Origin of the sequence: Chryseobacterium sp. WLY505, from assembly GCF_030846215.1 — a bacterium.
Lineage (GTDB): Bacteria > Bacteroidota > Bacteroidia > Flavobacteriales > Weeksellaceae > Chryseobacterium.
On record NZ_JAVCWI010000003.1, the window covers coordinates 178,309 to 203,220 of the forward strand.

Consider the following 24,912-nt stretch of genomic DNA (forward strand, 5'->3'; position numbering starts at 1 on the left):
AAGTGTCCGGATTGTATGACAACAGGATCAAATGCGAGGATTAATTTCCAGGTTGGGCAACCAATGCCGCAGTCACTTTTTGAGTCTTAAAAATACGATACCCGAACCACACCGCAATCAATGCCATGGCAGAACGCGTTACCACCATTGGAATGATGGAATCTGCTTCTAAAAAGCCCAGCAATGCTGACATTAAAAAGGTAACCATCAGCTGCATAAAACCTAGTAGCGCTGCTGCCGTTCCTCTTCCTTCTTTAAATGGCGATAAGGCATGAGCAGACGTGATGGGAAACAAAATACCAATAGCCAGCAATGACAGGTACAACATTGCAATTTCCAGGGCTACAGAAAGGTTTTCTGCTGCAATCAGAATATGAAGTGTACATACCACCAACAACACAATAGTAGCAGCAAATAAAAGAGTGGAATTGCTTATTCTTTTGATCAGCCTAGGCGTAATATAAGCAGCAGTTATTAATGCCAATGAGTTGAAAGCAAAAATAAAACTAAAGGTACTGCTCGAAAACCCATGAATCTCCATGAATAAAAACGGTGCATTGGAGATGTAAATAATCAAAGAAGCAAATGCGATACTTCCCACCATGGTGCTGTTGATAAAATCTCTGTTGGTAATGATCATTTTCAGCTGTTCTTTTAATCCTTTTTCATCGAGTTTTTCATCATCGGAAAGGGTAATTCTGGTATTGGTTTCCGGCACATATTTGTAGACCATGAAGAATGTAATAAGGCCCATGATGCATAAAAAGGCAAAAGAACTGTTCCATCCCCAGAATTTAAGGAATACACTGCCCAGTAACGGGGCTACAATGGGTGCAATCCCACTGATCTGCGACTGCTGTGAAAATATGGTAACGGCTTTATGTTTATCATAGAGATCAATAATAATTGCCCTTCCGATAACAATTCCGGCACTTCCCCCGAATGCCTGCAGAAAACGCATCGCCCATAATACATAAATATCCGAGGTAAAATAGATGGCTGTAGCTCCGATAATAAAAAGCAAAAGTCCGCAGTACAACATGGGTTTCCTTCCTTTTTTGTCTGATAAAGGGCCCCATAGGAGCTGTCCGAAAGCAAATCCGGCAAAAAACACAGAAATGGATACCTGAATATGCCCGATATCAGTATTAAAAATCTTCGCCATACTTGGGAAAGCAGGAAGATAAAGATCTATACTTAACGACTCCAGCGTGTTGAGCAGCGCCAGAATAAACACTACAATACTTAAATTCTTCTTCATAAATAACGATAAGCCTTCGCAGGCGATTTTTTCAGCCGCAAAATTGCTGTAAAAAGTATTGTTTTTCAATAAAAGAACTGAAGGAAATATAGGACAAAATGAAGATCAAAATATAAAAACAAATAAAAAACATCAATTTAAGCCTAATATTAGAGTATATATTGAAGATTACCCTTTTTCATTATTCTTAAAATTGTCGGGATTTAGCCCCGTATGTTTCTTGAAAAACCTTGAAAAATATGAAGCATCGTTAAAACCGAGTTTAAAAGCAATTTCCTTCACCGTAAGCGCTCCGAAACTAAGCTCTCTTTTAGCTTCAAGAATCAGACGCTGGGAAATCATCTTTTTTACAGTGGTCCCTCTCAAAAAACGTACGATATCATTAAGATGGTGGCTGCTTATTTTGAGTTGGTCTGCATAGAAATCGGTCTCTTTATGCACAATATAATGCTGCTCAATAAGTCCCACCAGTTCCTGAATACGCTGACGGTCATTCAATAAGGGCTCCTGAGGAATGATCTGTTCTCCGATGATGATACAGAATGCTTTCAGATAAGCCTTTAAAAGCGCTGTTCTTGATGTTGTTGTATACTCCTGCTCCATAAGGGATATAAGTGTACTGCAGGTTTTTTCATTGTTTGGATTTAAAAAAAAGGGAAGTTCACCTCCGTTAAGTACTGATTCTATATCACATACTTCGTTGAAAATTTCTCTGCTTATCGCCATGGCATATCCTTCCTCTCCTTCCAGTTTCATATTGAATGCCTGCCCGGGTGCAATAATGCAGATCTGATTGTTCTGAAGCTGATAGCTTTCAAAGTCCAGTTCTAAACGGCTGTTTTCGTACACCTCCCTGAACCAGATAATTTCAAAAAAATTATGCCGGTGAACATCATGAAAATTCTCAGGACCTGCCGCGCTCAGCGTACTCATCTGAAATTCTTCAGAGGTCAGATGGTGAACGGGAATTTCTTTTTCAGATGAATTCATTGCTAACGTATTTGATCAGAGAAAGCGAAAACCGCAGCAAAAAATACTACGGTTTTCTTACAATATTTAAAATTAAATATAATTTTTCAATTTTATTGATATGCTTTTCCAGCCTACCTTTCGTTCAGCTGAAAACAAAATAATAAATTAAGCTCCAGATGCTCACAAAAAATAAGACAAAAACGAAAGACTCTTTCAAGTTCTGATTTCGTTTTTTTATGTAGTGTTTATATAAAGTAACTATTACAAACGTTATAATTACTAAACATGGTAGTACTGTAAAAGTATACATTTTATTGGCTTAAAAAAGCATCCCATCCCTGAGCGGTAAGGGCTACCAGCTGGTTAGATCCTCTTGCTACCATAAAGTTTCCTTCTTCTTTCTCCACGGCATGCCCGATAATGGTAAAGTCAGGGTGATTTTTAATTTTATCAAAGTCTCCCGATGAGATCGTGAATAACAATTCATAATCTTCACCACCGCTTAATGCTGTCATCACCGGATTTAAGTTCATTTCATCTGCTGTAGAGATGGTAAGATTATCCAAAGGCACTTTTTCCTCATACAATCTGAATCCTACGTTGGATTGATCTGAAAGGTGAAGGATTTCGGAAGCCAGACCGTCTGAAATATCAATCATAGAAGTTGGCTTAATATCCAGTTCTTCCAGGATCTTTTTAACGTCTGTTCTTGCTTCAGGCTTCAGCTGCCTTTCAAGGATATAGTCATAGCCTTCCATTTCCGGCTGCATATTTGGGTTAGCAAGATAAACGGCATGTTCTCTTTCCAGAATCTGTAATCCCATATAGGCTCCACCTAAATCTCCTGTTACAACAAGAAGATCATTTGGTTTTGCTCCGCTTCTTTTTACGATGTTTTCTTCATTTTCAATTCCTACAGCGGTAATGCTCATCACCAATCCGGAATTGGAACTTGTTGTATCTCCTCCGATAAGGTCAACCTTGTATCTTCCACATGCTGCCTGAATTCCGGAATAGATTTCTTCCAAAGCTTCCACAGGAAAACGGTTAGACACCGCAAGGGAAACCAATATCTGTGTAGGCGTAGCATTCATGGCCGCAATATCGCTCAGGTTTACCACCACCGCTTTATAGCCTAAATGTTTTAAAGGAACATACCCTAAATTAAAGTGTACACCTTCCGCCAATACATCTGTTGTAAGAACTACTTTTTTGTTGTCAGGATTAATCACTGCCGCATCATCTCCTACTCCAAGCTCAGAAGATTCATTGGATAGTGGAAAATGCTCTGTCAAATGTTTAATAAGACCGAATTCTCCTAATTTCGAAATGGGCGTCAGCTCCTGTGATTTATCTTCAAACATAAATTTCTTTTTATCAATGATCATTGATAAATGATAGTTGATGATCAAGAATACAGATTTTCATCATGTATCATTGCTCAATTATCATTCATCATTTATATATTAATCTCTGCCGGGTCAATATTGTGTGGGTGGAAAGGAAACTTTTTGAAGTCTTCTTTCGATAATACAACAGTGTCCGCGGTTTTATACTTATTCATTGCTTCCACTACGTCATCCGGTGGTGTGGTCATTTTTCTAAGCATCATATCAATCCATACGCCTGTAGCTTCTGCCGTAGCACAGTGCATCCCGTCCGGAGTATAGAACTTGTGTACGAAACGGTAGATGGAAGAATCTTCTGCACATCCGTCTATTTCTACACTTACGATGACAATCTGATCTGCATAGATTTCTTTGAAGAAAGAATATCTTTCATGCAGGATCACCGGGCCGATTCCCCATCTGCTCAGCTGGGTAACCCCCATTTTCTCTTTAGTCATAAAAGCCATTCTGGCCTGTGCACAATACTGTACATACGATGAATTGGCCAGGTGCTTATTGGCATCAAGATCGCTCCATCTTACTTCAAATTTATGGTAGAAAATCATATGAAAATCGTTTTTGATATAATTAAAATTATAATCTTCAAAAATACTCAAATAAGATGGTTTATAAAAATTGTACTTTTGAAAAAATAATCTTCCGCATAGGATTACCCATACATGAAACAGATCATTATTATCGGAGGTGGTGCTGCAGGCTTTTTCTGCGCATCTAATCTTGACGAAAAGAAATATACAATTACGATTTTAGAACAGAACTCAGATGTCCTTCAGAAGGTTAAAATTTCCGGAGGCGGACGCTGCAATGTCACTCACGCATGCTTTGACCCCAGAGAACTGGTTCAGTTTTATCCCCGTGGAAACAAGGAATTACTAAGTGTTTTTACTAAATTTCAGCCTGGTGATACGATGGAATGGTTCGATCAACGAAACGTTCCTTTAAAAATTGAAAATGATAACAGAACTTTTCCTGAAAGCAATTCTTCCCAGACCATCATCAATACTTTTCTGAATGAAACTCAAAAGAAAAACGTCAAAGTTCAGACAAAATGTACGGTTAAAGAGATTGAAAAACAGGACGAAAAATATATTGTAAAGACCAATTCCGGAGATTTTGAAGCCGATTATATCGTTTATACGACCGGAAGTTCTCCAAAATCATTGAAAATTGTAGAAAATCTGGGTCATAAGATTGTGGATCTTGTTCCTTCCCTTTTCACCTTCAATATTAAAGATGAATTGCTGAAAGACCTTCCGGGAACAAGCTTTGAAAATGCCGGAATTTCAATTCCAAAACTGAAAACAGAAGAAAGAGGGCCATTGCTTATTACGCACTGGGGACTTTCCGGGCCTGCTGTTCTGAAAATTTCTGCATGGGAAGCAATAAGCCTGGCAAAGCTTAAATATAACTTTGAAATTGAAGTGAATTTCGTTTCTATAGAAATAGATGAAGCGGAAGAAATGTTCCAGAATTTCAAGCAAAGCAACCCTAAAAAGACCATCGGACAATCAAAGATCTTCGATATTACCAACAGATTCTGGCAGAAAATTTTGGAGAATTCAAAGGTTGATCTTCATAAACAGGTGGCCAATATTTCCGGAAAAGAGATCCAGAAAATATTGGAAAATCTTTGCCGGAAAAAGTTTCAGGTAACCGGAAAATCGACATTCAAAGATGAGTTTGTAACGGCCGGAGGTGTTGATTTAAAGGAAATTAACTTTAAAAACATGTCTTCCAAGTTACTCCCTAATTTCTATATTGCCGGAGAAGTCCTGAATATTGACGCCGTGACCGGAGGATTCAATTTCCAGGCATGCTGGAGTGAAGGATGGCTGATTGCACAGGATCTCAACAGCTTATAAAAAATGATTACTTTTAATAAAAACTAAATCCATGAAAAAAAATTTCGGTTTCTTTCTTTTACTCTGGTTCTTTTTAGGATACAGCCAGGAAAAAACAATTGTCTCTGACTGGACATCATTCACGCAAGCTGTCAATATAGAGCATAAACAGAATTGGAACTTCCGTATAACGGCAAAAATCAGAAAAGATAATGAGGATAACGGTTCCAATTGTGGGCTATGGTGCAGAATAAATAATAAAGATGAGTCTACCAGTTTCTTTGAAAATCAATATTATGGAATCCAGGTAACCCATGAGTGGAAAACCTACGAAATAAAAGGAACCATCAATCCATCTGCAAAGACCATGAATATCGGAGCTTTTGCACAAAACAACGGGGATTTTTATTTTGACGATTTTAAGTTGGAAGTCAATGATGGGAAGTCAAAAAAGTGGAGTGAAGTTCCACTGGAAAACTCAGGGTTTGAAAAAGAGATTGCCTCTTCAAAGGGTTGGTTTGAAGGAATCCATTCTCAGAGCATAAAGCACGTAAAACATTTTACCATTGAAACTTCGGATTACCAGCCATTCAGTGGCAGCAAGTCTTTGTTGATCAAAGGTCGTGGCATTATAGGAACAATGCCCGAAGGAAAATTTATGGATGTTAACGGCATCAAATTATATTATGAAACCTATGGAGAAGGCGAGCCGGTTCTTATGCTTCATGGCAATGGCCAGTCCATCAGTGCCTTTATGAATCAAAAAGACACCTTTGCTGAAAAATATAAAGTGATTATTGTCGATTGCCGTGAACGTGGGAGATCTACTTATGACAAAACGAAAGAGCTTACTTTTGATATTCAGACAGAGGATATTAAGCAGTTTTTAGAGAAGCTTAACATCAAAAAAACAAAAATTATTGGCTGGAGTGACGGAGGAATTCTCGCACTGTCTATGGCCATGAAATACCCCGAAATGGTAGACAAAATTGCCTGTTCAGGAGCCAATATTTTTCCGGAAGGAGTGAAAGATCTTGATTTAAAATCTATGAAAGAAATGCTTGTAAGCCTTACTAAAGAGAATAAAGACCACAAAAATGATATCTTTATTGATCTTTTGAATCTGGATCTGAAGTATCCTCAATGGAAGTACGAAGACCTGAATAAAATTCAGTGCCCATCATTGATCATTGCTGGTGATAATGATCTTATAAAAACAGAACATACGGTAAAAATCGCAGAATCTATTCCAAAAGGACAATTAGCTATTATCCCTAATGCCAATCATTATGTTCCTGAAGAAAAACCGGAATTATTTAATGAGCTAGTGATTGATTTCTTTGAAAATAAATAACCAGAATACAACATAAATCATGAAAAAAATAGTAGCATTCATTTTATGCCTGGGATTTGGGCTTGCCTTCTCGCAAACGCAGGAAACCAAAACATCTCCCACAGAAGATCATTCCAGAGATAAGTTTATTCCTGAACAAAGTAAGCAGGCGGAATATCCCGGTGGGCTTTCAGCATTTATGCGGGAGGTATCTCAAAAAATAAATACAAACCGAATAAAAGGTGCCAAAGGAAGAACACGTTCACAAGCAAAATTTTCTGTCAATGCTAAAGGTTATATTGACACGATTATCGTAACCGGAGACAATGAATCCCTTAATCATGAAGTAGAAAGAGTGATGAAATCTATGAAAATTCAATGGAAACCCGGAGAATATAAGGGGAATACCGTAATGATTTGGTTTAATCTTCCTTTCATTATTAATTTTGAATAATCAGAATGCTGTCAGCCAAAAGAAATATTTCTTCTTTTTTTAAAATCCTTCTTATTATAGGATTTATTTATTTCTTTTGGCTCATGCTGAAAATCACTTTAGAATACATTCCTTTTAATCCTGAGGTCAGTTTTCTGATGATCAAACAGACGGAAGTAACAGAAAGACAGGAATATCTTCCGTTTTTCTATACCCATGTTTATACGAGCATTTTTGTGCTTTTTTCAGGTTTTCTGGCGCTACTCAGAAAGAATTTTGGCGTCAATAATTTCCACAGGAATATGGGAAAAGTGTATATTTTTCTCATTCTAATTTTTGCCGCGCCTTCGGGTATTTATATGGGTATTTTTGCCAATGGAGGTCTTTTTTCAAAGATTTCTTTTGTTATTTTAGGCTTTTTATGGTGGTTTTCAACGTTGAAAGCCTATCAGCTGGCCAGACAGAAAAGGTTTAAAGAACATAAGCAGTGGATGTGGCGGAGTTTTGCATTTACTTTATCTGCTATTACCCTGAGAATGTGGAAGGTAATTATTGTATATTTATTTCATCCCAATCCTATGGATATCTATCAGATCATTGCATGGCTGGGCTGGATTCCCAACCTCCTTATTATTGAATATTTAATCACAAAAAAACTTATATGAAAATTCTAAATTACACACTTATTTCCCTTCTTACAGTTTCTCTGTTAAGCTGCAAAAAAGAGGGAAAGACTACTGAATCGGGAAAAGATTCTCTGACCGCAAAAAAGGACTCTGTGGTAATCCCTGAAGTTCACAAAGAATATTACGGAATTTATACCGGTGAATTTGCAGGAATGGAAAAGGTAGTTGACCCAACAGACGGCTCAGAATATGATGTTGATAACTACAAAAGAATTTCTTTAAAGATCAACAGAATTACCAAAGACAGCGTGTACGGACAAAGTATCGTGAATGGTAATCAGCGCCCGTTCAGAGGTATTTTCAATGAGGCTACAACGTCTTTTGTGCTTGATGAACCGGGCAATGACAAAACAGACGGAAGATTTGAAGTAAAATTAAAAGGTGACAGCTTAACCGGAAAATGGAATGCTTTTGATAAAACAAGCGTTAAAGCTCCTTCAAAAACACTTAAACTGACCAAAAAAGAGTTTGTTTATAACCCGAATTTTATGCTGGATAAGGATTCTGATCTGGTAGACTGGTCAAACCCTAAAGAGTTTACTGAAAAATATACCGATGAAGAAACCGGAAAAACAGAAAGCTATAAAACCTCTAAAAATCGCATCGCTTCAGAAGCGATTTTCAAACTGAATGCATCGAAGCAAAAACTGACAGAAAAAGATCTCAAAAACTTAAGAAAACTGGATCTTGAGATCATCAAAAACTCTGTATTTGCAAGACATGGTTATTCCTTTAAAAAAGAAACCTACAGAAATTTCTTTGAGCAAACAGACTGGTATATTCCTGTATCCAGCAATGTAGACAATGAATTATCACCTATGGAAAAAGAAAATGTGGCCTTACTGAACCGTTTTACCAAATATGCTGAAGATAAATATGACAGTTTTGGAAGATAGGTGTCAGGTTGCAGGGATTAGGCATTAGGAGTTGAGGTTAGCCCATCATTGTTTGTCATCTTTACGAAAATATAAAGCAGCAGACAGCCTACCGCATAACAAAGGTTATCAATCCAGGAGAAAGAATTTCCAATAACAATATACATCAGGCTTCCAGGGCGGAAGCCTAGTTTTTCTGCGATATTGAAATACTGGGCAAATTCTACCATCAATGAAAAAATAAGAATTCCCAGAATCAGCTTCTGATCATTTACTTTTACAAAACTTTTGACGAAAGTATAAAGAAGCATGACCACAATAACATCTCCTAAATAAGCTCTCACAAAGAAAATATCACTGAATTTGGTAGCAATCAATACTTCTGTAAGAAAAATAATTACGGTGAGAAGCAAATACTTCAGGCTGAATTGGAATTTCATTTCAAATTTGAGTTTAGGCATAAAAAATCGGCATTCTAAGAATACCGATCTTATCATTTTATAAAGACAAATATATTATTTCTTTACTTTGATTGTACATCCGATGGCTACCGTTTTGGTCATTTTTACCGGTTCTCCTTTGATCAGAGCATTTACCGCATCCTGAACATAATATTCCGATACATCATTCGGGTTATCATAATTATTGTCGATTGCACCTATGTATTTTACAATGTTCTTTCCGTCTTCTTTTTTCAGAACAAAAATATGCGGTGTTTTTGTTGCTCCGTACTGCGGATAAATTTTCTGCCCTTCGTCTACCAGATAAGGGAAAGTGAATCCTTTCTGCTTTGCTCTCTCAATCATCTGCTGATAACCGTCTTCCGGCTGTACATTGGGATCATTAGGATTGATGGCAATGACCGGATATCCCTGAGCTTTATACTTTTTGTCCAGCTCAATAATCCTGTCTTCATATTTCTTTGCGTACGGGCAATGATTGCAGGTGAATACGACAATGAATCCCTTTGCGCTTTTAAAATCACTTAACGAAACCATTTTCCCGTCAATATTTTTAAGCTTAAAATCGGTAGCTTCGTCCCCTACTTCATAGCCTTTTACAGATGAAACGCTCTCTTTCTTACTTATATTTTTATCATGATCTTTCGCTGTAAAGCTTAGTAATCCCAGCCCAACGATGAATGCGGTCATTACAATTTTCAGGTTTTTCATAATTAATTATTTATTGCAGGTTTTCTTTAATTGTTTTTTCCAGGTCTTCTTTGCTCATTTCACCATCATTAAAGTGGATTTTTGATCCGTTTTTATAGAACAACGTTACTGGAATATTTCCATCCCAGTCTTTTTCAAATCTTGGAATCCAGGTATTCATTCTTTTGATATCATCCAGCATAAGTACTTCAGCGGTAAGATTTTTATTTTTAATGAATTTCAAAACTCTTTCTTTATCAGCCAACCTGTCTAATGAAATCAGGATCATTTTAAATTTCTTATTATCTGCATATTCTGCATTAACATCCATAAAATGAGGAAGCTCTTTCACACATGGACCACAGGTTGTAGACCAGAAGTTCACAACAAGCAGTTTGTCTTCTTCCCGCTGAATTCTCTTCTCCAGATCTTCATACTTAAGGACAGAAACTTCCGTCTGCTGGGCTTTGAGAACTGTGCAAAAGAAAAACAGAGTTAATATTTTTATTATATTTTTCATTATTAAAACATAAATAACTATAATTTAACAATATACAAAAATAAAATTCACAAATTCTGTAAATATTTTATAAATAAACATTTTTTTGGCCGCTGATTCATTTTTTTAATATTTTTATGGCTTAAATCAAAACCATGAAAAAAGCTTATTTACTACTGCCAGTTTTCTTTTTGGCATCCTGCTCAAGCAGTAATGATGACACCACCTCATCCAACAACAACGGAAATAATAATGAAGACAGCCCGGTTTTAGTAACAAAAATGGTTGCTGACGGAGAAACCTCAACCTATACTTACAATGGCTCAAAAATCTCCCAGATCAAAAACACCAGCACTGGTGAAGTTACCCTTTTCAGCTATTCAGGAGATCTGATTTCCCAACAGGTAACGACGGGTTCAAGCACAAGTTACAAAACAACATATTCTTATGACGGAAACAGCAGATTGAGTAAAAAAATATATAGCGAGACTTACCTTTTGAGCGGAACTGTTTCTACCGTAGAAACCAATTATGCATATACCGCAAGCAATGCTGTAAAAATCACCTATACAGCAAGCTTTACAGGATCTCCTGTAAGAACAGGTACTAAAAATGCTACATTAAATGCCGACGGGTCGCTTAGCAGCTGGACAGAAACCGCATCAGTACCCAATAATACAGGAGGGTTTCACAGTGCAACAGGTGCTTTACAGCCTATTGTATATGATACTAAAAATCTTCCGTTTAAAAATATCACAGGGTTTTTAAAAATTATTGATAGTGAAGATGAAAATGGCTCAACACACAATATCGTAAGTTATAACAATGTTCTGAATTATAACAATGGAGCCGGAAGTGGTGAATGGGGGATTTTTAAATCCACTTACGAATATAACAACAGCGGATATCCTACGAAGAATGTTAAAACGTATTATAACAAGACCGGAACAGGGATAACGAATAGTGAGTTAAATACTTACGAATACAATCATTTATAATATAGGGAGCGCTTAAAGCGCTCCTTTTCTTTTCATAAGCCAATGTGTTAATTTTTCACAAGCAATAGAATTATATGAATTGTTTTTATATATTTGAAGGAATCAAAACTAAAATACCATGAAAAAATCAAACGCTCAGAAAAGAAAATTAACAAAAAGCGAACTGAAAGAAATTAACGGAGGCAACGGACCTGTTGTATGCCCCGAAGGACTTTGCGACAGAGGGGACGGTGAATATGTAATCGGACCTGTAGGAAGAAACGGATACTGCTGTTAATAGCAAAAGCTTTGTTAGATACTAAAGATTGAGGCCTAGCCTCAATCTTTTTTTGTGAAGGAGAAATCTTTTACAAAAAGTTAACAATTTGAATCACAATATTTTGTAGCTATTAAAATAACTTGTAAATTAGCTTTTACCAAATTAAAATTATTATGAAAAATTTAAAAAATCAAAAAAGAAAATTGAACAAAACTGAGCTGAAAGAGATCAGCGGTGGTGCCAACAGACCTGTCTGCCCAAGAGTAATAAGCTGTACAGATCCTCAAACAGGAGAAGAACGATACGGTGTTCCGGGAATGCAGGATGGATTCTGCTGCTAACTGAGTTGTAATTTCCAAATAACGGAATATGAAAAATTCAGTCATCCTGAAAAGAAAACTCACCAAAATTGAATTAAAAGAAATTAATGGTGGAGCAGCTTGCGCAGAGGGTTTATGCAAACTGAGAGGAGTAAGCCATTTCCTCATCATAGGCCCACGAGGTAAGGACGGCTATTGCTGCTAGTCTTCCTTTATAATAACAAAAAAATGATTGGATTAACCTCCAATCATTTTTTTTATCGCATTCAGCTTCATTAAAGCTTCAATAGGGGTCAAGGTATTGATATCTATTTTCGTCAGTTCTTCACGGATATTCTCCAGAACAGGATCGTCAAGCTGGAAGAAAGAAAGCTGCATATTTTCTTCTGTCACTCTTTTAATACTGTCAGAAGTACTTCCGCTTCCCTGCGTTCTGCTTGCTTCAAGGGTTTTAAGAATCTCATTCGCTCTATTGACCACTTTGGCAGGCATCCCGGCCAGTTTTGCCACATGAATACCGAAACTGTGCTCACTTCCTCCCGGAACCAGTTTTCTCAGGAAAATAATATTCCCTTTGTTTTCCTGGATGGAAACGTGGAAATTCTTCACCCTTTCGAAATTGACAGTCATCTCATTCAGCTCATGATAATGCGTTGCAAATAAGGTCTTTGCCTGCGTAGGATGCTGATGAAGATATTCTGCAATAGCCCATGCAATAGAAACCCCGTCATAAGTGGAAGTTCCACGGCCGATTTCATCTAACAGAATCAGACTTCGTTCTGAAATATTATTCAGAATATTAGCAGCTTCATTCATTTCTACCATGAAAGTAGATTCGCCTGCAGAAATATTATCGGTAGCTCCTACCCTTGTAAAAATCTTATCCAGCAATCCGATTTCAGCATGTTTCGCAGGTACAAAACTTCCGATCTGAGCCAAAAGACATACAATAGCTGTCTGACGCAGAATTGCCGATTTACCGGCCATGTTGGGTCCTGTTACCATGATAATCTGCTGAGAATCTTTATCCAGGAAGATATCATTCGGGATATATTTTTCTCCCAGTGGAAGAGCATTTTCAATGATCGGATGTCTGGCTTCTTTTAAATCAATCGCATAGCCGTCATTCAAAACAGGCTTTGTATAACTCTCAGAAACAGCCAGTTCGGACAATCCCGCAGCCACATCAAGTTGGGCAATGATATTGGAATTCCCTTGAATCTGATCAATATAAACCATTGTTTCTGCACATACATTTCTGTACAGTGACGTTTCCAGAACGCCTATTTTTTCTTCGGCACCAAGAATTTGGTTTTCGTATTCCTTCAGCTCTTCGGTAATGTATCTTTCTGCGTTTACTAAGGTTTGCTTTCTTACCCAGTCATCCGGAACTTTATCTTTATGCGTATTTCGGACTTCAATATAATATCCGAAAACGTTGTTAAAGTCAATTTTAAGGCTGGTAATTCCTGTTCTTTCAATCTCCCTCTGGCACATTTCATCTAAGAATCCACGTCCTTTGCTTTGAAGATTTCTCAGTCTGTCCAGTTCTTCAGAAACTCCTTCTTTAATGATATTCCCTTTCGCAAGACTTACCGGAAGTTCTTCATTAAGATGATTTTGCAAAAATTTAATCAATTCTTCCAGATCAAATAAAGGCTCTAACCATGCCAGCACATCTGCATGTGGATGCAATAAAGCCTTGATTTTATGAATATTAATTAAACTCTGACGCAAATATCCCAGTTCTTTAGGTGAAATTTTCTCTGCAGCCAGTTTTCCCATCAGTCGGTCAAGATCAGAAATGGATTTCAGAAGCTGGCAGATTTCATATTTCAGCGCATCATTTTCGTTTAAGAAATCAATCAGAGAAAGTCTTCTCATGATCTCATCCACCGATTTTAAAGGAAGAATAATTCTCCTTCTCAAAAGCCTTCCTCCCATCGGAGTAGACGTTTTATCAATGATATCCAACAGTGATTTCCCCTGTGGATTGCTTGGATAAACAATTTCCAGGTTTCTCAGGGTAAAATTATCCATCATCAGATAGTCTTCCTGCGGAATAATCTGCAGTTTCGTAATATGGGCAAGCAGATTATGATGCGTATCTTCTACCAGATAAGCAAAAATAGCTCCTGCCGCTGTAATCGCCAACGGTAAATTTTCTATTCCAAATCCTTTTAATGAATTGGTTTTGAAATGATTTGTTAATTTTTCGTAGGCAAAATTATATTGGAAAGCCCAGTCTTCAAGCTTAAAGGCATTCTTATTTTTGATCTGCTCCGGAATCTGCGTGCTTCTCTGGAAAATAATCTCACTCGGATCAAAGGTATTGATGATATGCAAAAGCTTTTCCAGGTTTCCTTCACTTACCAGAAACTCTCCCGTGGAGATGTCCACTAAGGCAATTCCATACTTCTCTTTTTCTTTATGCAATGAAAGAAGGAAGTTATTCTTTTTGGAATTCAGAACCTGATCATTGAAGGTAACCCCAGGCGTAACCAATTCAGTGACACCACGTTTAACAATTCCCTTCACCATTTTCGGATCTTCCAGCTGATCACAGATCGCAACCCTCATTCCGGCTCTTACCAGTTTTGGAAGATAAGAATCTACAGAATGATGTGGAAATCCTGCAAGTTCTATATGCCCCTCACCATTGGCTCTTTTGGTAAGCACAATACCCAGAATCTGAGAAGTTCTGACAGCATCCTGCCCAAAAGTTTCATAAAAATCCCCAACCCTGAATAATAATAGCGCATCAGGGTATTTCGCCTTGATGGTATTGTACTGCGTCATTAACGGGGTTTCTTTCTTCGCTGCTTTTGCCATAGTAAAAAATGAGCCCCAAATTTAAAAAAATAAATTCAGGGTAAGAGAATTGTTTAGGGGTTAATCTTCCCGGCTTTTCTTTGTCACTAATTAATCGTACTTTTCAACCATCAAATCACATTATTTATGGAATTTCCTGTCTTAGAGACTGAAAGGCTTATTTTGCGCCAGCTTACTTTTAATGATACCCAGGACCTTTTTGAATACTTTTCTCTGGATGAAGTGATGGAATATTATGACCTGGATACCTTCAAAACCGAAGAAGATTCCCGTCGTATTATCCAGCACTTCAATAGTGAATTTGAAAAAGGCAAAGGTTTCAGATGGGCTCTGGAACTGAAATCCACCGGAAAAGTTATTGGCACCTGCGGCTATCACAACTGGTACAGGGAGCACTTCAGGGCAGAAGTTGGCTATGAACTCAATCCCAAATTCTGGCAGCAATCCTATATGAAAGAAGCTATTCTTCCGATTCTGACCTATGGATTTGAAACGATGAGGCTTCACCGTGTAGATGCGTTCATTGATCCATCCAATATTTCTTCCGAAAGACTCTTGACTTCTTTAAATTTCAGCAAAGAAGGAACGTTGAAAGATTATTTTTTTGAAAAAGGAAAATTCGTTGATGCAACGATTTTCGGACTTATTAATAAATAAATTGATCTAAATCTAACGCTAAGAAGCAAAGAAAATTGATATTGATTCTTTTTATTTTCGTTCGCAAAGGCATTTCATTTAGCAATTGAAGTATTTTCCTCGCTGAGTGAAACGTCTTTGCGAAACTTTATAATACAGATAAGCTTTAAACTTGCGTTCAATGCGTTAAAATGATCTAAACTCTAATTCTTATCATTCAGAAAGGTGTTTTTCCAAAGCCTCGGTACTTTTCCTGTAAGCCCATTTCTGCTTATAATTCACCCATTTGGCTTTGAAAAGTTTTCGCATCAGTTTGTCCGTGTACCTCATAATAAAGACATGATATAGCATACTGGCAAAGACATTGGGTTTATTGGGAAGGGCTCTTAGTGAAAGAGAAAAACCGGGTTCCAGATATCTGTTGAAGTGCCAGAAAGCTCCCGGAATAAACAGAGCATCACCATGTTCCATGAAAATTTCATATCCCCTGGCGTATTTCAGTGCCGGAAATTTTTCATAATCCGGATTTTCATAATCGACTTCATAAACCGTGTGAACAGACAAAGGCACTTTATATAAAAACGGAGACTGCTTCTGATCAAACAATAAAATCCTTTTCTTTCCTTCAAAATGGATATGCATAAAATCACCCAGATCCACATCGTAATGCATTAAAACATGTGCCTCACTTCCTCCGAAAAATAAAGTCGGCAGTCTTTTAAAGAACTTTATTCCGAGATCAGGATAGGTAAAATTTTTCAGCAGCTCGGGAAGCCTGTCTGTAATGATATAAAAAAAGATTCGCAGATCTGAAGGTTTGCTTTTGATGGTGTCAATATAGTCCTTCATTTTCATCCGGGTGACCGGAGCATCAGAACTTTTTGCAGCATCGGCCGGTTTGTTATCATACAACGGAACTTCCTGATCTCCTGCTTTTTCTTTGATATAGGCAAGATTCCATTTATCAAAAGCGTCCCATCGGCTGGCAAAATTCTTTATCAAAAGAGGTTTCTGCTTTTTAAAATAATTTTTCTGAAAATCTTCTTTACTGATATCATTTACAATATCTACGTTTTCGAGGATCATGTATTTTGTATTTAATGCGAACTAAAAATAGTGTTTTTTTGAAACCTGAGAAAATTAAGGTGAAAAGGGATGGAAGCTGGAAGATGGATGCCGGAAGTTAATATTTGTCTGCAAACGTCTCTACATCATTCTATAAGAAGATTTTTATGGAAAACTTAGGGCTCTTCTTCAGCTTCAGACTTCCTTCCTTAATTAGCAGAGCTCGTATGAAAAATTTATATTTGTGGTAATAAGTGAATTTATGAGAGTATACAATACCAAACATTTCATTAGAATCCTTTTCAGCTTACACAAAAGTGATACTTTAAAAATTCTTTTTCCGAGTATGATTCTTGTAGGATTATATTCCTGGGGAATTCAGTATCTGGAAGTTGAGTATCTGCACCTTACCACAAAATCAGGTGTGAGTAATGTAGGTATGATTCACTCTCTGCTGGGTTTTGTGCTTTCTCTTTTGCTTGTTTTCAGAACGAATACGGCCTATGACAGATGGTGGGAAGGGCGAAAACTTTGGGGGAAACTGGTGAATGATACCAGAAACTTTGCCATAAAAATCAATACGATTCTTGGGGATAACCGCCAGGATGCTGAACAGATAGCAAGATATTTAAAATACTTTCCTCACTTTTTAGCCAAACATCTTTCCAAGGAATCTACAAGGCTGGCTTTGGATGAAGATTATTCTGAAATTGAAAGCTCGTTGAAAAACCATGGGCCTAGCGAAATAGTGATTCTGCTAAGCCATAAATTGAACCAGTTAAAAAAAGAAGGAAAAATTTCAGAAGTTGAAATGTTATACTTAGACACCCAGCTTTCAGGATTTCTGGATGTATGCGGAGGCTGTGAAAGGATCAAAAACACTCCGATTCCTTACTCCTACTCTTCTTTCATCAAGAAATTTATTATTCTGTATGTTTTTGCGCTTCCTATTGCCTACGTGATTACGATAGGTCTTTTCATGATTCCTCTTACTGTTTTTGTGTATTATGTTTTGATGAGTCTTGAGCTTATTGCAGAAGAAATTGAGGATCCGTTCAATAATGATGAAAATGATATTCCCATGGAGACTTTAGCTCAGAATATTGAGAAGAACGTGCACCAGATTATGAACAGAAAATAAAACCTTGTCTAAATGTTTTTGTCTATATTTTGACCCCAAAAAACTATTTGCTACTTTTGAATTAAGATAATGGAAAATGTCTTATACTTAGCAAAGGCAAAGGGCAGTAAAAAGAAAAAAATAATCTCACAAATAATATACAATTGGTACAGAAACTAAAACTGGAAGAACTCAACAGAATAGATGTAGAAACATTTAAGAAGGTTGAAAAAATTCCGTTGGTCATCATTTTAGATAATATCAGAAGTATGCACAATGTAGGTGCAGCTTTCAGAACGGCAGATGCCTTTTTAATTGAAAAAATAATCCTTTGCGGAATCACCCCGCAGCCACCCCACCGTGAGATTCATAAAGCGGCATTGGGAGCCACGGAAAGTGTAGACTGGTCTCATGAAGCAGAAACCAATAATGCCATTGCTGATTTGAAAAGCAAAGGATACGAAATCATCGGGATTGAACAGACTACCGACAGTCAGCTCATTACGGATTTCACCATCGACAGATCAAAAAAATATGCCTTAATTTTAGGAAACGAAGTGGAAGGAATCAGCGATGAGGTTCTCCCGAATATTGATGTATTTTTAGAAATTCCACAACTTGGAACAAAGCATTCTCTTAATGTAAGTGTGTGCGCCGGAATTGTGATGTGGGAATTTGCAAAAGCATTAAAATAAAAAAACTGCATATGTCCTTAGTAGACAGTGCAGTTTGAAATAAATCTAATAAAAAGTAAAAATGAAAGGCGACAAAGGTACTTTATTTTTTTTTACAAACAAATTTTGACGGCATTTTTTTTGTTTCATCTTAAAAAAAGTAGGGTTTTCAGAAAAAGTTTCGTTTAATTTTTTATAAATTAGCACAATGTTTATCAAGGACTATATCTCAAAAGACTTTCCATGTTTTAGCCTGTCTGACTCCATAGAGTCGGCCAGAAACATATTGGAGGATTTCGGATATTCCCATGTTTTCATCAAAAAATCCCATCACTTCTATGGAGCTATTGCCATGGACTTTCTGTATGAGGAAGATGGAGGAACACTGAAGGACCTGGAACACCAGATTGAGCGGTTTGCCATTCTGGAGGACAACAACGTTATGGACAGCATCCGTCTTTTTTATACTTTCAGCTCCAATGTGATTCCGGTGATTAATAAAAATGAAAAATATCTGGGGTATATTACCTGTGAAGATGTTTTTCAGGACCTTTCCCGCTATCCTTTATTTTCAGAAACAGGAGCTATTCTTACCGTAGAAACTCCGGCCAGAAAATATTCAATGACGGAAATTACCAATATTGTAGAAAGCAACAATTCGAAGTTTTACGGAGGGTTTATCAGCTTTATGTCTGAAGAGGTAGTGCAGGTCACCATAAAGATCAGTAACGAAAACCTGGCCTCGATAGATGCTACATTTGACCGGTACGACTACAGAATTGTTGAGAAATACTATTCTGATGAGAAATCCGATCTGTTTAAAGACCGTTATGGTTTTTTACAAAAATTCATAGAAATATAACATGAAGGCAGCCATATATTCTCAGAAAAAAGATCTTGATACTTTTTTATATTTAAGCAAGTTTATCTCTGAACTTGAAGCAAGAGGTGTAAAATCTGTTCTGTATGATGAAATGGCTGAAGCACTTCAGTTTTCAAAAATATTCGAAACTTTCAACTCCAAACAGGATCTTCTGGATAAAGAAGTGGATCTTTTCTTCACTTTCGGTGGAGACGGAACTATTGTAAACTCTCTGACATTTATTGAAGATCTTGAAATTCCGGTGGTAGGAGTGAATACAGGAAGACTTGGGTTTTTAGCTTTTTTCACAAAAGAAGAAGCCTTTAAAGAACTGGATTCCATTTTAAAGGGAGATGTAAAAACAAGCCGCCGTTCCGTAATTGAGGTCGTTTCGCCCAAGCTGGAAGGCGCTTTCCCTTATGCATTAAACGATGTTACCGTTTCCCGAAAAGAAACAACATCGATGATTACCGTAGATTCTTATATCAATGATGAGTTTCTGAATGTATTCTGGGGTGACGGTGTAATCATCTCAACACCCACCGGTTCTACCGCCTACTCTCTGAGCTGCGGAGGCCCTATCATTTCTCCCAATAACGAAAATTTTGTCATTACTCCTATCGCTCCTCACAATCTGAATGTGAGGCCGTTGGTTGTGAATGATAAAGTAGAAATAAAACTGCGGGTGGAAAGCCGTGTACCTCAATACTCTCTTTCCTTAGACTCCCGACTGATACACATAGAAACCGATAAGGAAATCATTATCAAAAAGGCAAAATTCCAGCTTCTTCTGGTACAGCCCAATAGTTTGAGTTTTTATGAAACCATCCGTCAGAAGCTCCTTTGGGGCAGAGATAAAAGAAACTAGTAATTTCTTAAAAATGATTACCTTTACACGAAATTAAAACACCTAATAAATTTATAATAAAAAGTAAAACATGAGCAGAATTTTTCCGGCAGGAGTTGCCACAGGTCAGTTAGTTACTGATATCTTTCAGTATGCTAAAGAAAACAAATTTGCATTACCTGCAGTAAACGTAATTGGATCAAGCAACGTAAATGCTACGATGGAAACTGCAGCAAAATTAAACGCTCCTGTAATTATTCAGTTTTCAAATGGAGGAGCCGCTTTCAATGCAGGGAAAGGATTAAGCAATGACGGACAAAAGTCTGCAATCTTAGGAGCAATTGCTGGAGCAAAACATATTCATACTCTTGCAGAAGCTTACGGAGCAACAGTAATTCTACACACAGACCACTGTGCAAAGAAATTACTTCCTTGGATCGACGGATTAATGGATGCTAACGAAGAATTCTTCAAGCAGACAGGAAAATCTCTTTACTCTTCTCACATGTTAGACCTTTCTGAAGAATCTTTAGAAGAAAATCTTGAAATTTCTGCTAAATATTTCGAAAGAATGGCTAAGCTTCAGATGACTCTTGAAGTAGAAATCGGGGTAACAGGAGGTGAAGAAGATGGTGTTGACAACTCAGATGTTGATAACTCAAAATTATATACTCAGCCTGAAGATGTAGCTTATACTTATGAAAAATTAAAAGCTATTTCTGATAACTTCACAATCGCTGCTGCTTTCGGTAACGTACACGGAGTTTACAAACCAGGAAACGTAGTTCTTACGCCGAAAATCCTTGAAAATTCTCAGAAATATGTTCAGGAAAAATTCGGAACGGCTGCTAAACCTATCAACTTCGTATTCCACGGAGGTTCAGGATCTACTTTAGAAGAGATCAGAGAGGCAATCGACTATGGAGTAATCAAAATGAACATCGATACTGACCTTCAGTTTGCATACACAGAAGGCATCAGAGATTATATGATCAACAATATTGACTATTTAAGAGCTCAAATCGGAAACCCTGAAGGAGAAGAAAAACCTAACAAAAAATTCTACGACCCAAGAGTTTGGGTAAGAAAAGGTGAGGACACATTCTCTGCAAGATTGGTGAAAGCATTTGAAGATTTAAATAACGTAGATACTTTAAAATAAGAACTGTACATTTGTACCGGTGTAAAAGTATTCCCAGGAATGCATTTACATTGGTACATTTTACATTTATACATTAATACAAGCAAAAATGGCATTCGACTGGTTTAAAAGAAAAGCAAAAAACATTACCACTTCTACTGATGAGAAAAAGGACGTTCCCAAAGGCCTATGGCATCAGACTCCATCCGGAAAAGTAGTGGAACATGATGAACTAAAGAGAAATAACTATGTTTCTCCTGAAGATGGATTTCATGTGAGAATAGGAAGTGCGGAATTTTTTGACATCCTTTTTGACGGTGGTAAATTTACCGAACTGGATGCCAATGTTGAAAGTATTGATATCTTAAACTTCAAAGATACAAAGCCTTACAAAGACCGTTTGAAAGAAGTAAAAGCTAAAACAAAGCTTACAGATTCTATCAGAAACGCTGTAGGAACTGTAAAAGGAACTGAAATGGTAGTTTCTTGTATGGATTTTGCTTTCATCGGTGGATCTTTGGGTTCTGTAATGGGAGAAAAAATCAGAAGAGCAGTAGACTACTGTATCGCTCACAAACTTCCGTATATGATTATCTGTCAGTCCGGAGGAGCAAGAATGCAGGAAGCGACTTACTCTCTGATGCAGCTGGCAAAAGTTCAGGCTAAATTAGCTCAGCTTTCTGAAGCCGGACTTTTATACATCGCTTATCTTTGTGACCCTACATTCGGAGGAATTACTGCTTCTTTTGCAATGACTGCCGATATCATTATGGCAGAACCGGGAGCACTGATCGGTTTCGCAGGACCAAGAGTAATCCGTGAAACAATCGGTAGAGATTTACCGGAAGGATTCCAGACATCAGAATTCTTACAGGAAAAAGGATTTGTAGATTTCATCGTAAAAAGAACTGAAATTCAGGACACTGTTGCCAAAACAGTAAATTTATTAGCTGTAAAAGCATAGTATCTGTAACAAAAACAATACAATCTCTCTCTAATTAGGGAGAGATTTTTATTTATGAGGACTTTTAAGATATTTTTCAATACCATCCGAAGCATGAGTTTTAAAAAGATTATCCGTCTTTTATCACTTGTCCTTCCCCATCCTCTTTTCGCTTTACTCAGTTTTCATGCCACGGTAAAGGCATTTACCATTGCACAGAAAAAATTCCCTGCAACCGCCTCCAATAACGGAATTGGAAATGCTTTCAGACATGCTCTGTGGTGCTGCTTCATCATGATGTACTGCTGCAAGATTTCTTCCCCTAAAAAAGCACTGGATTTCTGCAAAAGAATCACAGATATGCATGAAGAACTCTTCCCTAATGAGCCTTTGGAAACCAAAATGGATCTCCATAACAACAAAATCGGAATGGATTATTTCATGGAAATTTTACCAGGAATTCACCGTCAGTTTTTTGAAAAAAGCTTCTTTGTAGACGCACTGGTCAAAAAAATGGATGATGCAAAAGTTCTGAAAAACCTTGATGATGATTTTGAAGGGCATCTTGTTTATCTGGAAGAGTAAGCATTTTATTTAAACGCTAAAGATCGCAAGGAAAATTTAAAAACCTTATGCATATTTTCGTCCGCAAGGGCATTTCATTCAGCAATGTTCTCTAACTTAAATTCTCTTTGCTGAGTGCTAACGCCTTCGCGAACGAAAAAAATCATTTTTCATATTATTTAAAAACTTTGCGAACACTGCGTTAAAATAGTATAAAGCCAACAAACCATCATTAGTTTTCTTTCACATCAGAATAACAAAAGACTTTAGTTATTTTTGTGGTTTGAAGTATTTTTGATAAGTTTAAACAATTAAATCAATCAGATGGTTCTCAGCAGAATTTGGTCGGCTTTTATTATCATTGCCATTGCCATTGCCAGTATAAAATATGTTTCGTCAGGTAACTACAAAACCATTTTCAATGATATGGTGGTGGGAAAAGGAGGTGATACCGTAAAGATTGCTTCTCAACCTATGAACAGCCTCTCTCATGTTGTCAGAGACAGCCTGATGAAAAAAAATGATTTTGCAGACAGCAGAATTAACTATAAAACAGATTCTTTAAAACAGAATGTAAATGTTTATCGCGTTCAGGAAGCCGATGGAGTGATCGGAACTTCAGAAACAGCGGTGAAGATCTGTCTTGGTCTTATCGGAATCATGACCTTGTTTATGGGATTCATGAGTATTGCTGAAAAAGCAGGAGGAATTAACCTTCTAAGCCGTCTGATTCAGCCATTTTTCTCCAAATTATTTCCGGAAATTCCTAAAAACCATCCTGCATTCGGGCATATGCTGATGAACTTCAGCGCGAATCTTTTGGGATTGGACAATGCTGCGACTCCTTTTGGTTTAAAAGCAATGGAAAGTCTCCAGACTTTAAATCCCAATAAAGATACTGCCAGTAATTCACAGATCATGTTTCTGTGTCTTCATGCCGGAGGTATGACTTTAATTCCCGTCTCAATTATTGCCATCCGAGCATCTATGGGATCTAAAACTCCCACAGACATCTTTCTGCCGTGTATGATCGCCACTTTTGCAGCAACATTGGCTGCGATGATTATTGTTTCTTTGTATCAGAAAATCAATCTTCTTCGCCCGGTAGTAATTGCTTATGTAGGAGGAATTTCAGCGATTATTGCTTTATTGGTAGTATATCTTGTACAATTGAGTAAGGATGAACTGGATGACTTCAGTAAAGTATTAAGCAATGGTTTAATTCTGTTTATCTTCCTTGCAATTGTATTAGGAGCCGTTTATAAAAAGATCAACGTTTTTGATGCCTTTATTGAAGGCGCAAAAGAAGGGTTCACCACCTGCGTCAAGATTATTCCTTATCTGGTTGGAATGCTGATTGCGATTTCGTTATTAAGAACTTCCGGTGTATTTGATGTAATCATTGACGGGATGAAATGGGTTGCCAACGTTGCCAATATGGACCCGAGATTTGTAGACGGACTTCCGACTGCATTAATCAAACCTTTATCCGGTTCCGGAGCCAGAGGAATGATGGTGGATACGATGACCACATTCGGAGCTGATAGTTTCCAGGGGAAATTGGCAGCTGTACTTCAGGGAAGCTCAGATACGACGTTCTACGTGATTGCAGTATATTTTGGCGCCGTAGCCGTTAAGAATACAAGATACACGGTAATTGCTATGCTTCTGGCCGATTTGGTAGGTGTTATCACTGCCATTGCATTGGCTTACTTATTCTTTGCTTAATGAAAATCTGCAGGTTGAGCAGATGCTATTGACTTTAAACATTAAACTTAAAACTTTACCTCCATTATGATCACAGATAAAGAATTTACCCTAAGACTCATCCGCCAATTGACCCAGGCATTAGAAAAATTGATTCTGGACAAACCTGAAGAAAGTCTAATGCAGAAAGAGCTGGATTTTGATACGTTGATGAGAGATATTTTCAAAATGAACTTCACAGAGGTTGCTTCTAAAACCAAAGAAGAAATGATCGCGATTGTGAATGAAAGACAGGAAAGAGATCACAAAGATTATTATGAAATGCTGGGAAATCTTTTCTATTTCAACAGCAGACATGATCAGAATAAAGATTTTCAGGATAAGGCAAAGACATTCTACGAGCTGTATCTTCAGACCAGTGGTATCTTTGCACTCCCAATTATCAACAGAATCAATGAATTAAAAAAAGCACTTGAATAAAGTG

28 protein-coding genes are annotated in these 24,912 nt (G+C 37.2%); 19 read left to right on the forward strand and 9 right to left on the reverse strand.

The features are described 5' to 3' along the window. Positions 1 to 40: 40 nt before the first annotated feature. The 4 genes from RAH34_RS09255 to RAH34_RS09270 all read right to left on the reverse strand — a co-directional run bounded on the left by RAH34_RS09255 (position 41) and on the right by RAH34_RS09270 (position 4,187). Positions 41 to 1,261 carry a multidrug effflux MFS transporter gene (locus RAH34_RS09255; protein ID WP_162800872.1) on the reverse strand — a complete coding sequence of 407 codons (1,221 nt, stop codon included), beginning with the start codon at positions 1,259 to 1,261 and terminating at the stop codon, positions 41 to 43. A 168-nt stretch (positions 1,262 to 1,429) separates the two neighbouring features. Further along, positions 1,430 to 2,251, reverse strand: coding sequence for a helix-turn-helix domain-containing protein (locus tag RAH34_RS09260; RefSeq protein WP_114819681.1), 822 nt, complete (start codon positions 2,249 to 2,251; stop codon positions 1,430 to 1,432). 293 nt (positions 2,252 to 2,544) lie between these two features. After that, on the reverse strand, positions 2,545 to 3,597 hold the full coding sequence (gene thiL / locus RAH34_RS09265; protein WP_114819789.1) for a thiamine-phosphate kinase: 1,053 nt from the start codon (positions 3,595 to 3,597) through the stop codon (positions 2,545 to 2,547). Between the two features lie 95 nt (positions 3,598 to 3,692). Next, a complete protein-coding gene (locus RAH34_RS09270) occupies positions 3,693 to 4,187 on the reverse strand; it encodes a thioesterase family protein (RefSeq protein ID WP_114819788.1) in 495 nt (164 codons plus the stop codon). A gap of 114 nt (positions 4,188 to 4,301) precedes the next feature. On the opposite strand from RAH34_RS09270, the gene RAH34_RS09275 reads away from it, so the two are divergent. From RAH34_RS09275 to RAH34_RS09295, 5 genes are read left to right on the forward strand one after another with little or no spacing between them, the layout of a single operon-like run. After that, positions 4,302 to 5,504, forward strand: a complete 1,203-nt coding sequence (locus RAH34_RS09275; protein ID WP_306595934.1) for an NAD(P)/FAD-dependent oxidoreductase — start codon at positions 4,302 to 4,304, stop codon at positions 5,502 to 5,504. A 31-nt stretch (positions 5,505 to 5,535) separates the two neighbouring features. After that, positions 5,536 to 6,837, forward strand: a complete 1,302-nt coding sequence (locus RAH34_RS09280; protein ID WP_306595935.1) for an alpha/beta fold hydrolase — start codon at positions 5,536 to 5,538, stop codon at positions 6,835 to 6,837. Positions 6,838 to 6,856: 19 nt separating this feature from the next. Beyond that, positions 6,857 to 7,270: a hypothetical protein gene (locus tag RAH34_RS09285; protein ID WP_306595936.1), complete on the forward strand. Its 414-nt coding sequence runs from the start codon at positions 6,857 to 6,859 to the stop codon at positions 7,268 to 7,270. Between the two features lie 5 nt (positions 7,271 to 7,275). Then, positions 7,276 to 7,914 carry a DUF2306 domain-containing protein gene (locus RAH34_RS09290; protein WP_306595937.1) on the forward strand — a complete coding sequence of 213 codons (639 nt, stop codon included), beginning with the start codon at positions 7,276 to 7,278 and terminating at the stop codon, positions 7,912 to 7,914. After that, entirely contained in the window at positions 7,911 to 8,831 is a 921-nt protein-coding gene (locus RAH34_RS09295) for a YARHG domain-containing protein (protein ID WP_114819676.1), read from the forward strand. The genes RAH34_RS09290 and RAH34_RS09295 overlap by 4 nt, the downstream gene beginning before the upstream one ends. Positions 8,832 to 8,848: 17 nt before the next feature. On the opposite strand, the gene RAH34_RS09300 is transcribed toward RAH34_RS09295, so the two are convergent. From RAH34_RS09300 to RAH34_RS09310, 3 genes are all read right to left on the reverse strand, one after another. After that, the gene (locus RAH34_RS09300) at positions 8,849 to 9,250 is read right to left on the reverse strand and encodes a DUF2809 domain-containing protein (protein WP_306595938.1); all 402 of its coding nucleotides are present in this window, start codon (positions 9,248 to 9,250) and stop codon (positions 8,849 to 8,851) included. 75 nt (positions 9,251 to 9,325) lie between these two features. Beyond that, positions 9,326 to 9,982, reverse strand: coding sequence for a thioredoxin family protein (locus tag RAH34_RS09305; RefSeq protein WP_306595939.1), 657 nt, complete (start codon positions 9,980 to 9,982; stop codon positions 9,326 to 9,328). Positions 9,983 to 9,992: 10 nt separating this feature from the next. Beyond that, entirely contained in the window at positions 9,993 to 10,481 is a 489-nt protein-coding gene (locus RAH34_RS09310) for a TlpA disulfide reductase family protein (protein ID WP_306595940.1), read from the reverse strand. 134 nt (positions 10,482 to 10,615) lie between these two features. Here RAH34_RS09310 and RAH34_RS09315 point away from each other — a divergent pair, with 134 nt between their 5' ends. The 4 genes from RAH34_RS09315 to RAH34_RS09330 all read left to right on the forward strand — a co-directional run bounded on the left by RAH34_RS09315 (position 10,616) and on the right by RAH34_RS09330 (position 12,242). Further along, entirely contained in the window at positions 10,616 to 11,458 is an 843-nt protein-coding gene (locus RAH34_RS09315) for a hypothetical protein (protein ID WP_306595941.1), read from the forward strand. A gap of 118 nt (positions 11,459 to 11,576) precedes the next feature. Further along, positions 11,577 to 11,735, forward strand: a complete 159-nt coding sequence (locus tag RAH34_RS09320) for a hypothetical protein (protein ID WP_162800871.1) — start codon at positions 11,577 to 11,579, stop codon at positions 11,733 to 11,735. A gap of 155 nt (positions 11,736 to 11,890) precedes the next feature. Next, complete coding sequence (locus RAH34_RS09325) at positions 11,891 to 12,058, forward strand: hypothetical protein (RefSeq protein ID WP_162800870.1); 168 nt, start codon at positions 11,891 to 11,893, stop codon at positions 12,056 to 12,058. A 28-nt stretch (positions 12,059 to 12,086) separates the two neighbouring features. Beyond that, positions 12,087 to 12,242, forward strand: coding sequence for a hypothetical protein (locus RAH34_RS09330; protein ID WP_306595942.1), 156 nt, complete (start codon positions 12,087 to 12,089; stop codon positions 12,240 to 12,242). Positions 12,243 to 12,274: 32 nt separating this feature from the next. On the opposite strand, the gene mutS is transcribed toward RAH34_RS09330, so the two are convergent. Continuing rightward, positions 12,275 to 14,869, reverse strand: a complete 2,595-nt coding sequence (gene mutS / locus RAH34_RS09335; protein WP_306595943.1) for a DNA mismatch repair protein MutS — start codon at positions 14,867 to 14,869, stop codon at positions 12,275 to 12,277. Between the two features lie 126 nt (positions 14,870 to 14,995). On the opposite strand from mutS, the gene RAH34_RS09340 reads away from it, so the two are divergent. Continuing rightward, positions 14,996 to 15,526: a GNAT family N-acetyltransferase gene (locus RAH34_RS09340; protein WP_306595944.1), complete on the forward strand. Its 531-nt coding sequence runs from the start codon at positions 14,996 to 14,998 to the stop codon at positions 15,524 to 15,526. A 192-nt stretch (positions 15,527 to 15,718) separates the two neighbouring features. On the opposite strand, the gene RAH34_RS09345 is transcribed toward RAH34_RS09340, so the two are convergent. Continuing rightward, positions 15,719 to 16,591: a cupin-like domain-containing protein gene (locus tag RAH34_RS09345; protein ID WP_306595945.1), complete on the reverse strand. Its 873-nt coding sequence runs from the start codon at positions 16,589 to 16,591 to the stop codon at positions 15,719 to 15,721. A 241-nt stretch (positions 16,592 to 16,832) separates the two neighbouring features. On the opposite strand from RAH34_RS09345, the gene RAH34_RS09350 reads away from it, so the two are divergent. From RAH34_RS09350 to RAH34_RS09390, 9 genes are all read left to right on the forward strand, one after another. Continuing rightward, positions 16,833 to 17,711 (forward strand): bestrophin family protein, encoded by an 879-nt coding sequence (locus RAH34_RS09350; protein WP_114819667.1) that lies wholly within the window; start codon positions 16,833 to 16,835, stop codon positions 17,709 to 17,711. A 143-nt stretch (positions 17,712 to 17,854) separates the two neighbouring features. Next, entirely contained in the window at positions 17,855 to 18,385 is a 531-nt protein-coding gene (locus tag RAH34_RS09355; RefSeq protein WP_114819666.1) for an RNA methyltransferase, read from the forward strand. 187 nt (positions 18,386 to 18,572) lie between these two features. Further along, positions 18,573 to 19,226 (forward strand): CBS domain-containing protein, encoded by a 654-nt coding sequence (locus RAH34_RS09360; RefSeq protein WP_047426603.1) that lies wholly within the window; start codon positions 18,573 to 18,575, stop codon positions 19,224 to 19,226. A gap of 1 nt (position 19,227) precedes the next feature. Next, entirely contained in the window at positions 19,228 to 20,094 is an 867-nt protein-coding gene (locus RAH34_RS09365; RefSeq protein ID WP_114819665.1) for an NAD kinase, read from the forward strand. A 70-nt stretch (positions 20,095 to 20,164) separates the two neighbouring features. Further along, a complete protein-coding gene (gene fbaA, locus RAH34_RS09370; RefSeq protein ID WP_306595946.1) occupies positions 20,165 to 21,235 on the forward strand; it encodes a class II fructose-bisphosphate aldolase in 1,071 nt (356 codons plus the stop codon). An 88-nt stretch (positions 21,236 to 21,323) separates the two neighbouring features. Beyond that, positions 21,324 to 22,178 carry an acetyl-CoA carboxylase, carboxyltransferase subunit beta gene (gene accD, locus RAH34_RS09375; protein WP_002982142.1) on the forward strand — a complete coding sequence of 285 codons (855 nt, stop codon included), beginning with the start codon at positions 21,324 to 21,326 and terminating at the stop codon, positions 22,176 to 22,178. Between the two features lie 54 nt (positions 22,179 to 22,232). Next, positions 22,233 to 22,742 (forward strand): hypothetical protein, encoded by a 510-nt coding sequence (locus RAH34_RS09380; protein ID WP_034694182.1) that lies wholly within the window; start codon positions 22,233 to 22,235, stop codon positions 22,740 to 22,742. A 303-nt stretch (positions 22,743 to 23,045) separates the two neighbouring features. Then, positions 23,046 to 24,449, forward strand: a complete 1,404-nt coding sequence (locus RAH34_RS09385; protein WP_306595947.1) for a nucleoside recognition domain-containing protein — start codon at positions 23,046 to 23,048, stop codon at positions 24,447 to 24,449. A gap of 66 nt (positions 24,450 to 24,515) precedes the next feature. Beyond that, positions 24,516 to 24,908: a hypothetical protein gene (locus RAH34_RS09390; RefSeq protein ID WP_306595948.1), complete on the forward strand. Its 393-nt coding sequence runs from the start codon at positions 24,516 to 24,518 to the stop codon at positions 24,906 to 24,908. Positions 24,909 to 24,912: the final 4 nt, after the last annotated feature.

What these genes read in the sequence shown, in the direction of transcription:
- RAH34_RS09270 (WP_114819788.1), bottom strand. Translation starts at nt 4,187, where the DNA reads ATGATTTTCTACCATAAATTTGAAGTAAGATGGAGCGATCTTGATGCC.
- accD (WP_002982142.1), top strand. Translation starts at nt 21,324, where the DNA reads ATGGCATTCGACTGGTTTAAAAGAAAAGCAAAAAACATTACCACTTCT.
- RAH34_RS09330 (WP_306595942.1), top strand. Translation starts at nt 12,087, where the DNA reads ATGAAAAATTCAGTCATCCTGAAAAGAAAACTCACCAAAATTGAATTA.
- RAH34_RS09365 (WP_114819665.1), top strand. Translation starts at nt 19,228, where the DNA reads ATGAAGGCAGCCATATATTCTCAGAAAAAAGATCTTGATACTTTTTTA.
- RAH34_RS09300 (WP_306595938.1), bottom strand. Translation starts at nt 9,250, where the DNA reads ATGAAATTCCAATTCAGCCTGAAGTATTTGCTTCTCACCGTAATTATT.
- RAH34_RS09315 (WP_306595941.1), top strand. Translation starts at nt 10,616, where the DNA reads ATGAAAAAAGCTTATTTACTACTGCCAGTTTTCTTTTTGGCATCCTGC.
- RAH34_RS09325 (WP_162800870.1), top strand. Translation starts at nt 11,891, where the DNA reads ATGAAAAATTTAAAAAATCAAAAAAGAAAATTGAACAAAACTGAGCTG.
- RAH34_RS09305 (WP_306595939.1), bottom strand. Translation starts at nt 9,982, where the DNA reads ATGAAAAACCTGAAAATTGTAATGACCGCATTCATCGTTGGGCTGGGA.
- RAH34_RS09390 (WP_306595948.1), top strand. Translation starts at nt 24,516, where the DNA reads ATGATCACAGATAAAGAATTTACCCTAAGACTCATCCGCCAATTGACC.
- fbaA (WP_306595946.1), top strand. Translation starts at nt 20,165, where the DNA reads ATGAGCAGAATTTTTCCGGCAGGAGTTGCCACAGGTCAGTTAGTTACT.
- thiL (WP_114819789.1), bottom strand. Translation starts at nt 3,597, where the DNA reads ATGTTTGAAGATAAATCACAGGAGCTGACGCCCATTTCGAAATTAGGA.
- RAH34_RS09255 (WP_162800872.1), bottom strand. Translation starts at nt 1,261, where the DNA reads ATGAAGAAGAATTTAAGTATTGTAGTGTTTATTCTGGCGCTGCTCAAC.
- RAH34_RS09285 (WP_306595936.1), top strand. Translation starts at nt 6,857, where the DNA reads ATGAAAAAAATAGTAGCATTCATTTTATGCCTGGGATTTGGGCTTGCC.
- RAH34_RS09260 (WP_114819681.1), bottom strand. Translation starts at nt 2,251, where the DNA reads ATGAATTCATCTGAAAAAGAAATTCCCGTTCACCATCTGACCTCTGAA.
- RAH34_RS09275 (WP_306595934.1), top strand. Translation starts at nt 4,302, where the DNA reads ATGAAACAGATCATTATTATCGGAGGTGGTGCTGCAGGCTTTTTCTGC.
- RAH34_RS09350 (WP_114819667.1), top strand. Translation starts at nt 16,833, where the DNA reads ATGAGAGTATACAATACCAAACATTTCATTAGAATCCTTTTCAGCTTA.
- RAH34_RS09385 (WP_306595947.1), top strand. Translation starts at nt 23,046, where the DNA reads ATGGTTCTCAGCAGAATTTGGTCGGCTTTTATTATCATTGCCATTGCC.
- RAH34_RS09295 (WP_114819676.1), top strand. Translation starts at nt 7,911, where the DNA reads ATGAAAATTCTAAATTACACACTTATTTCCCTTCTTACAGTTTCTCTG.
- RAH34_RS09280 (WP_306595935.1), top strand. Translation starts at nt 5,536, where the DNA reads ATGAAAAAAAATTTCGGTTTCTTTCTTTTACTCTGGTTCTTTTTAGGA.
- RAH34_RS09340 (WP_306595944.1), top strand. Translation starts at nt 14,996, where the DNA reads ATGGAATTTCCTGTCTTAGAGACTGAAAGGCTTATTTTGCGCCAGCTT.
- RAH34_RS09320 (WP_162800871.1), top strand. Translation starts at nt 11,577, where the DNA reads ATGAAAAAATCAAACGCTCAGAAAAGAAAATTAACAAAAAGCGAACTG.
- RAH34_RS09290 (WP_306595937.1), top strand. Translation starts at nt 7,276, where the DNA reads ATGCTGTCAGCCAAAAGAAATATTTCTTCTTTTTTTAAAATCCTTCTT.
- RAH34_RS09360 (WP_047426603.1), top strand. Translation starts at nt 18,573, where the DNA reads ATGTTTATCAAGGACTATATCTCAAAAGACTTTCCATGTTTTAGCCTG.
- RAH34_RS09345 (WP_306595945.1), bottom strand. Translation starts at nt 16,591, where the DNA reads ATGATCCTCGAAAACGTAGATATTGTAAATGATATCAGTAAAGAAGAT.
- RAH34_RS09380 (WP_034694182.1), top strand. Translation starts at nt 22,233, where the DNA reads ATGAGGACTTTTAAGATATTTTTCAATACCATCCGAAGCATGAGTTTT.
- RAH34_RS09310 (WP_306595940.1), bottom strand. Translation starts at nt 10,481, where the DNA reads ATGAAAAATATAATAAAAATATTAACTCTGTTTTTCTTTTGCACAGTT.
- mutS (WP_306595943.1), bottom strand. Translation starts at nt 14,869, where the DNA reads ATGGCAAAAGCAGCGAAGAAAGAAACCCCGTTAATGACGCAGTACAAT.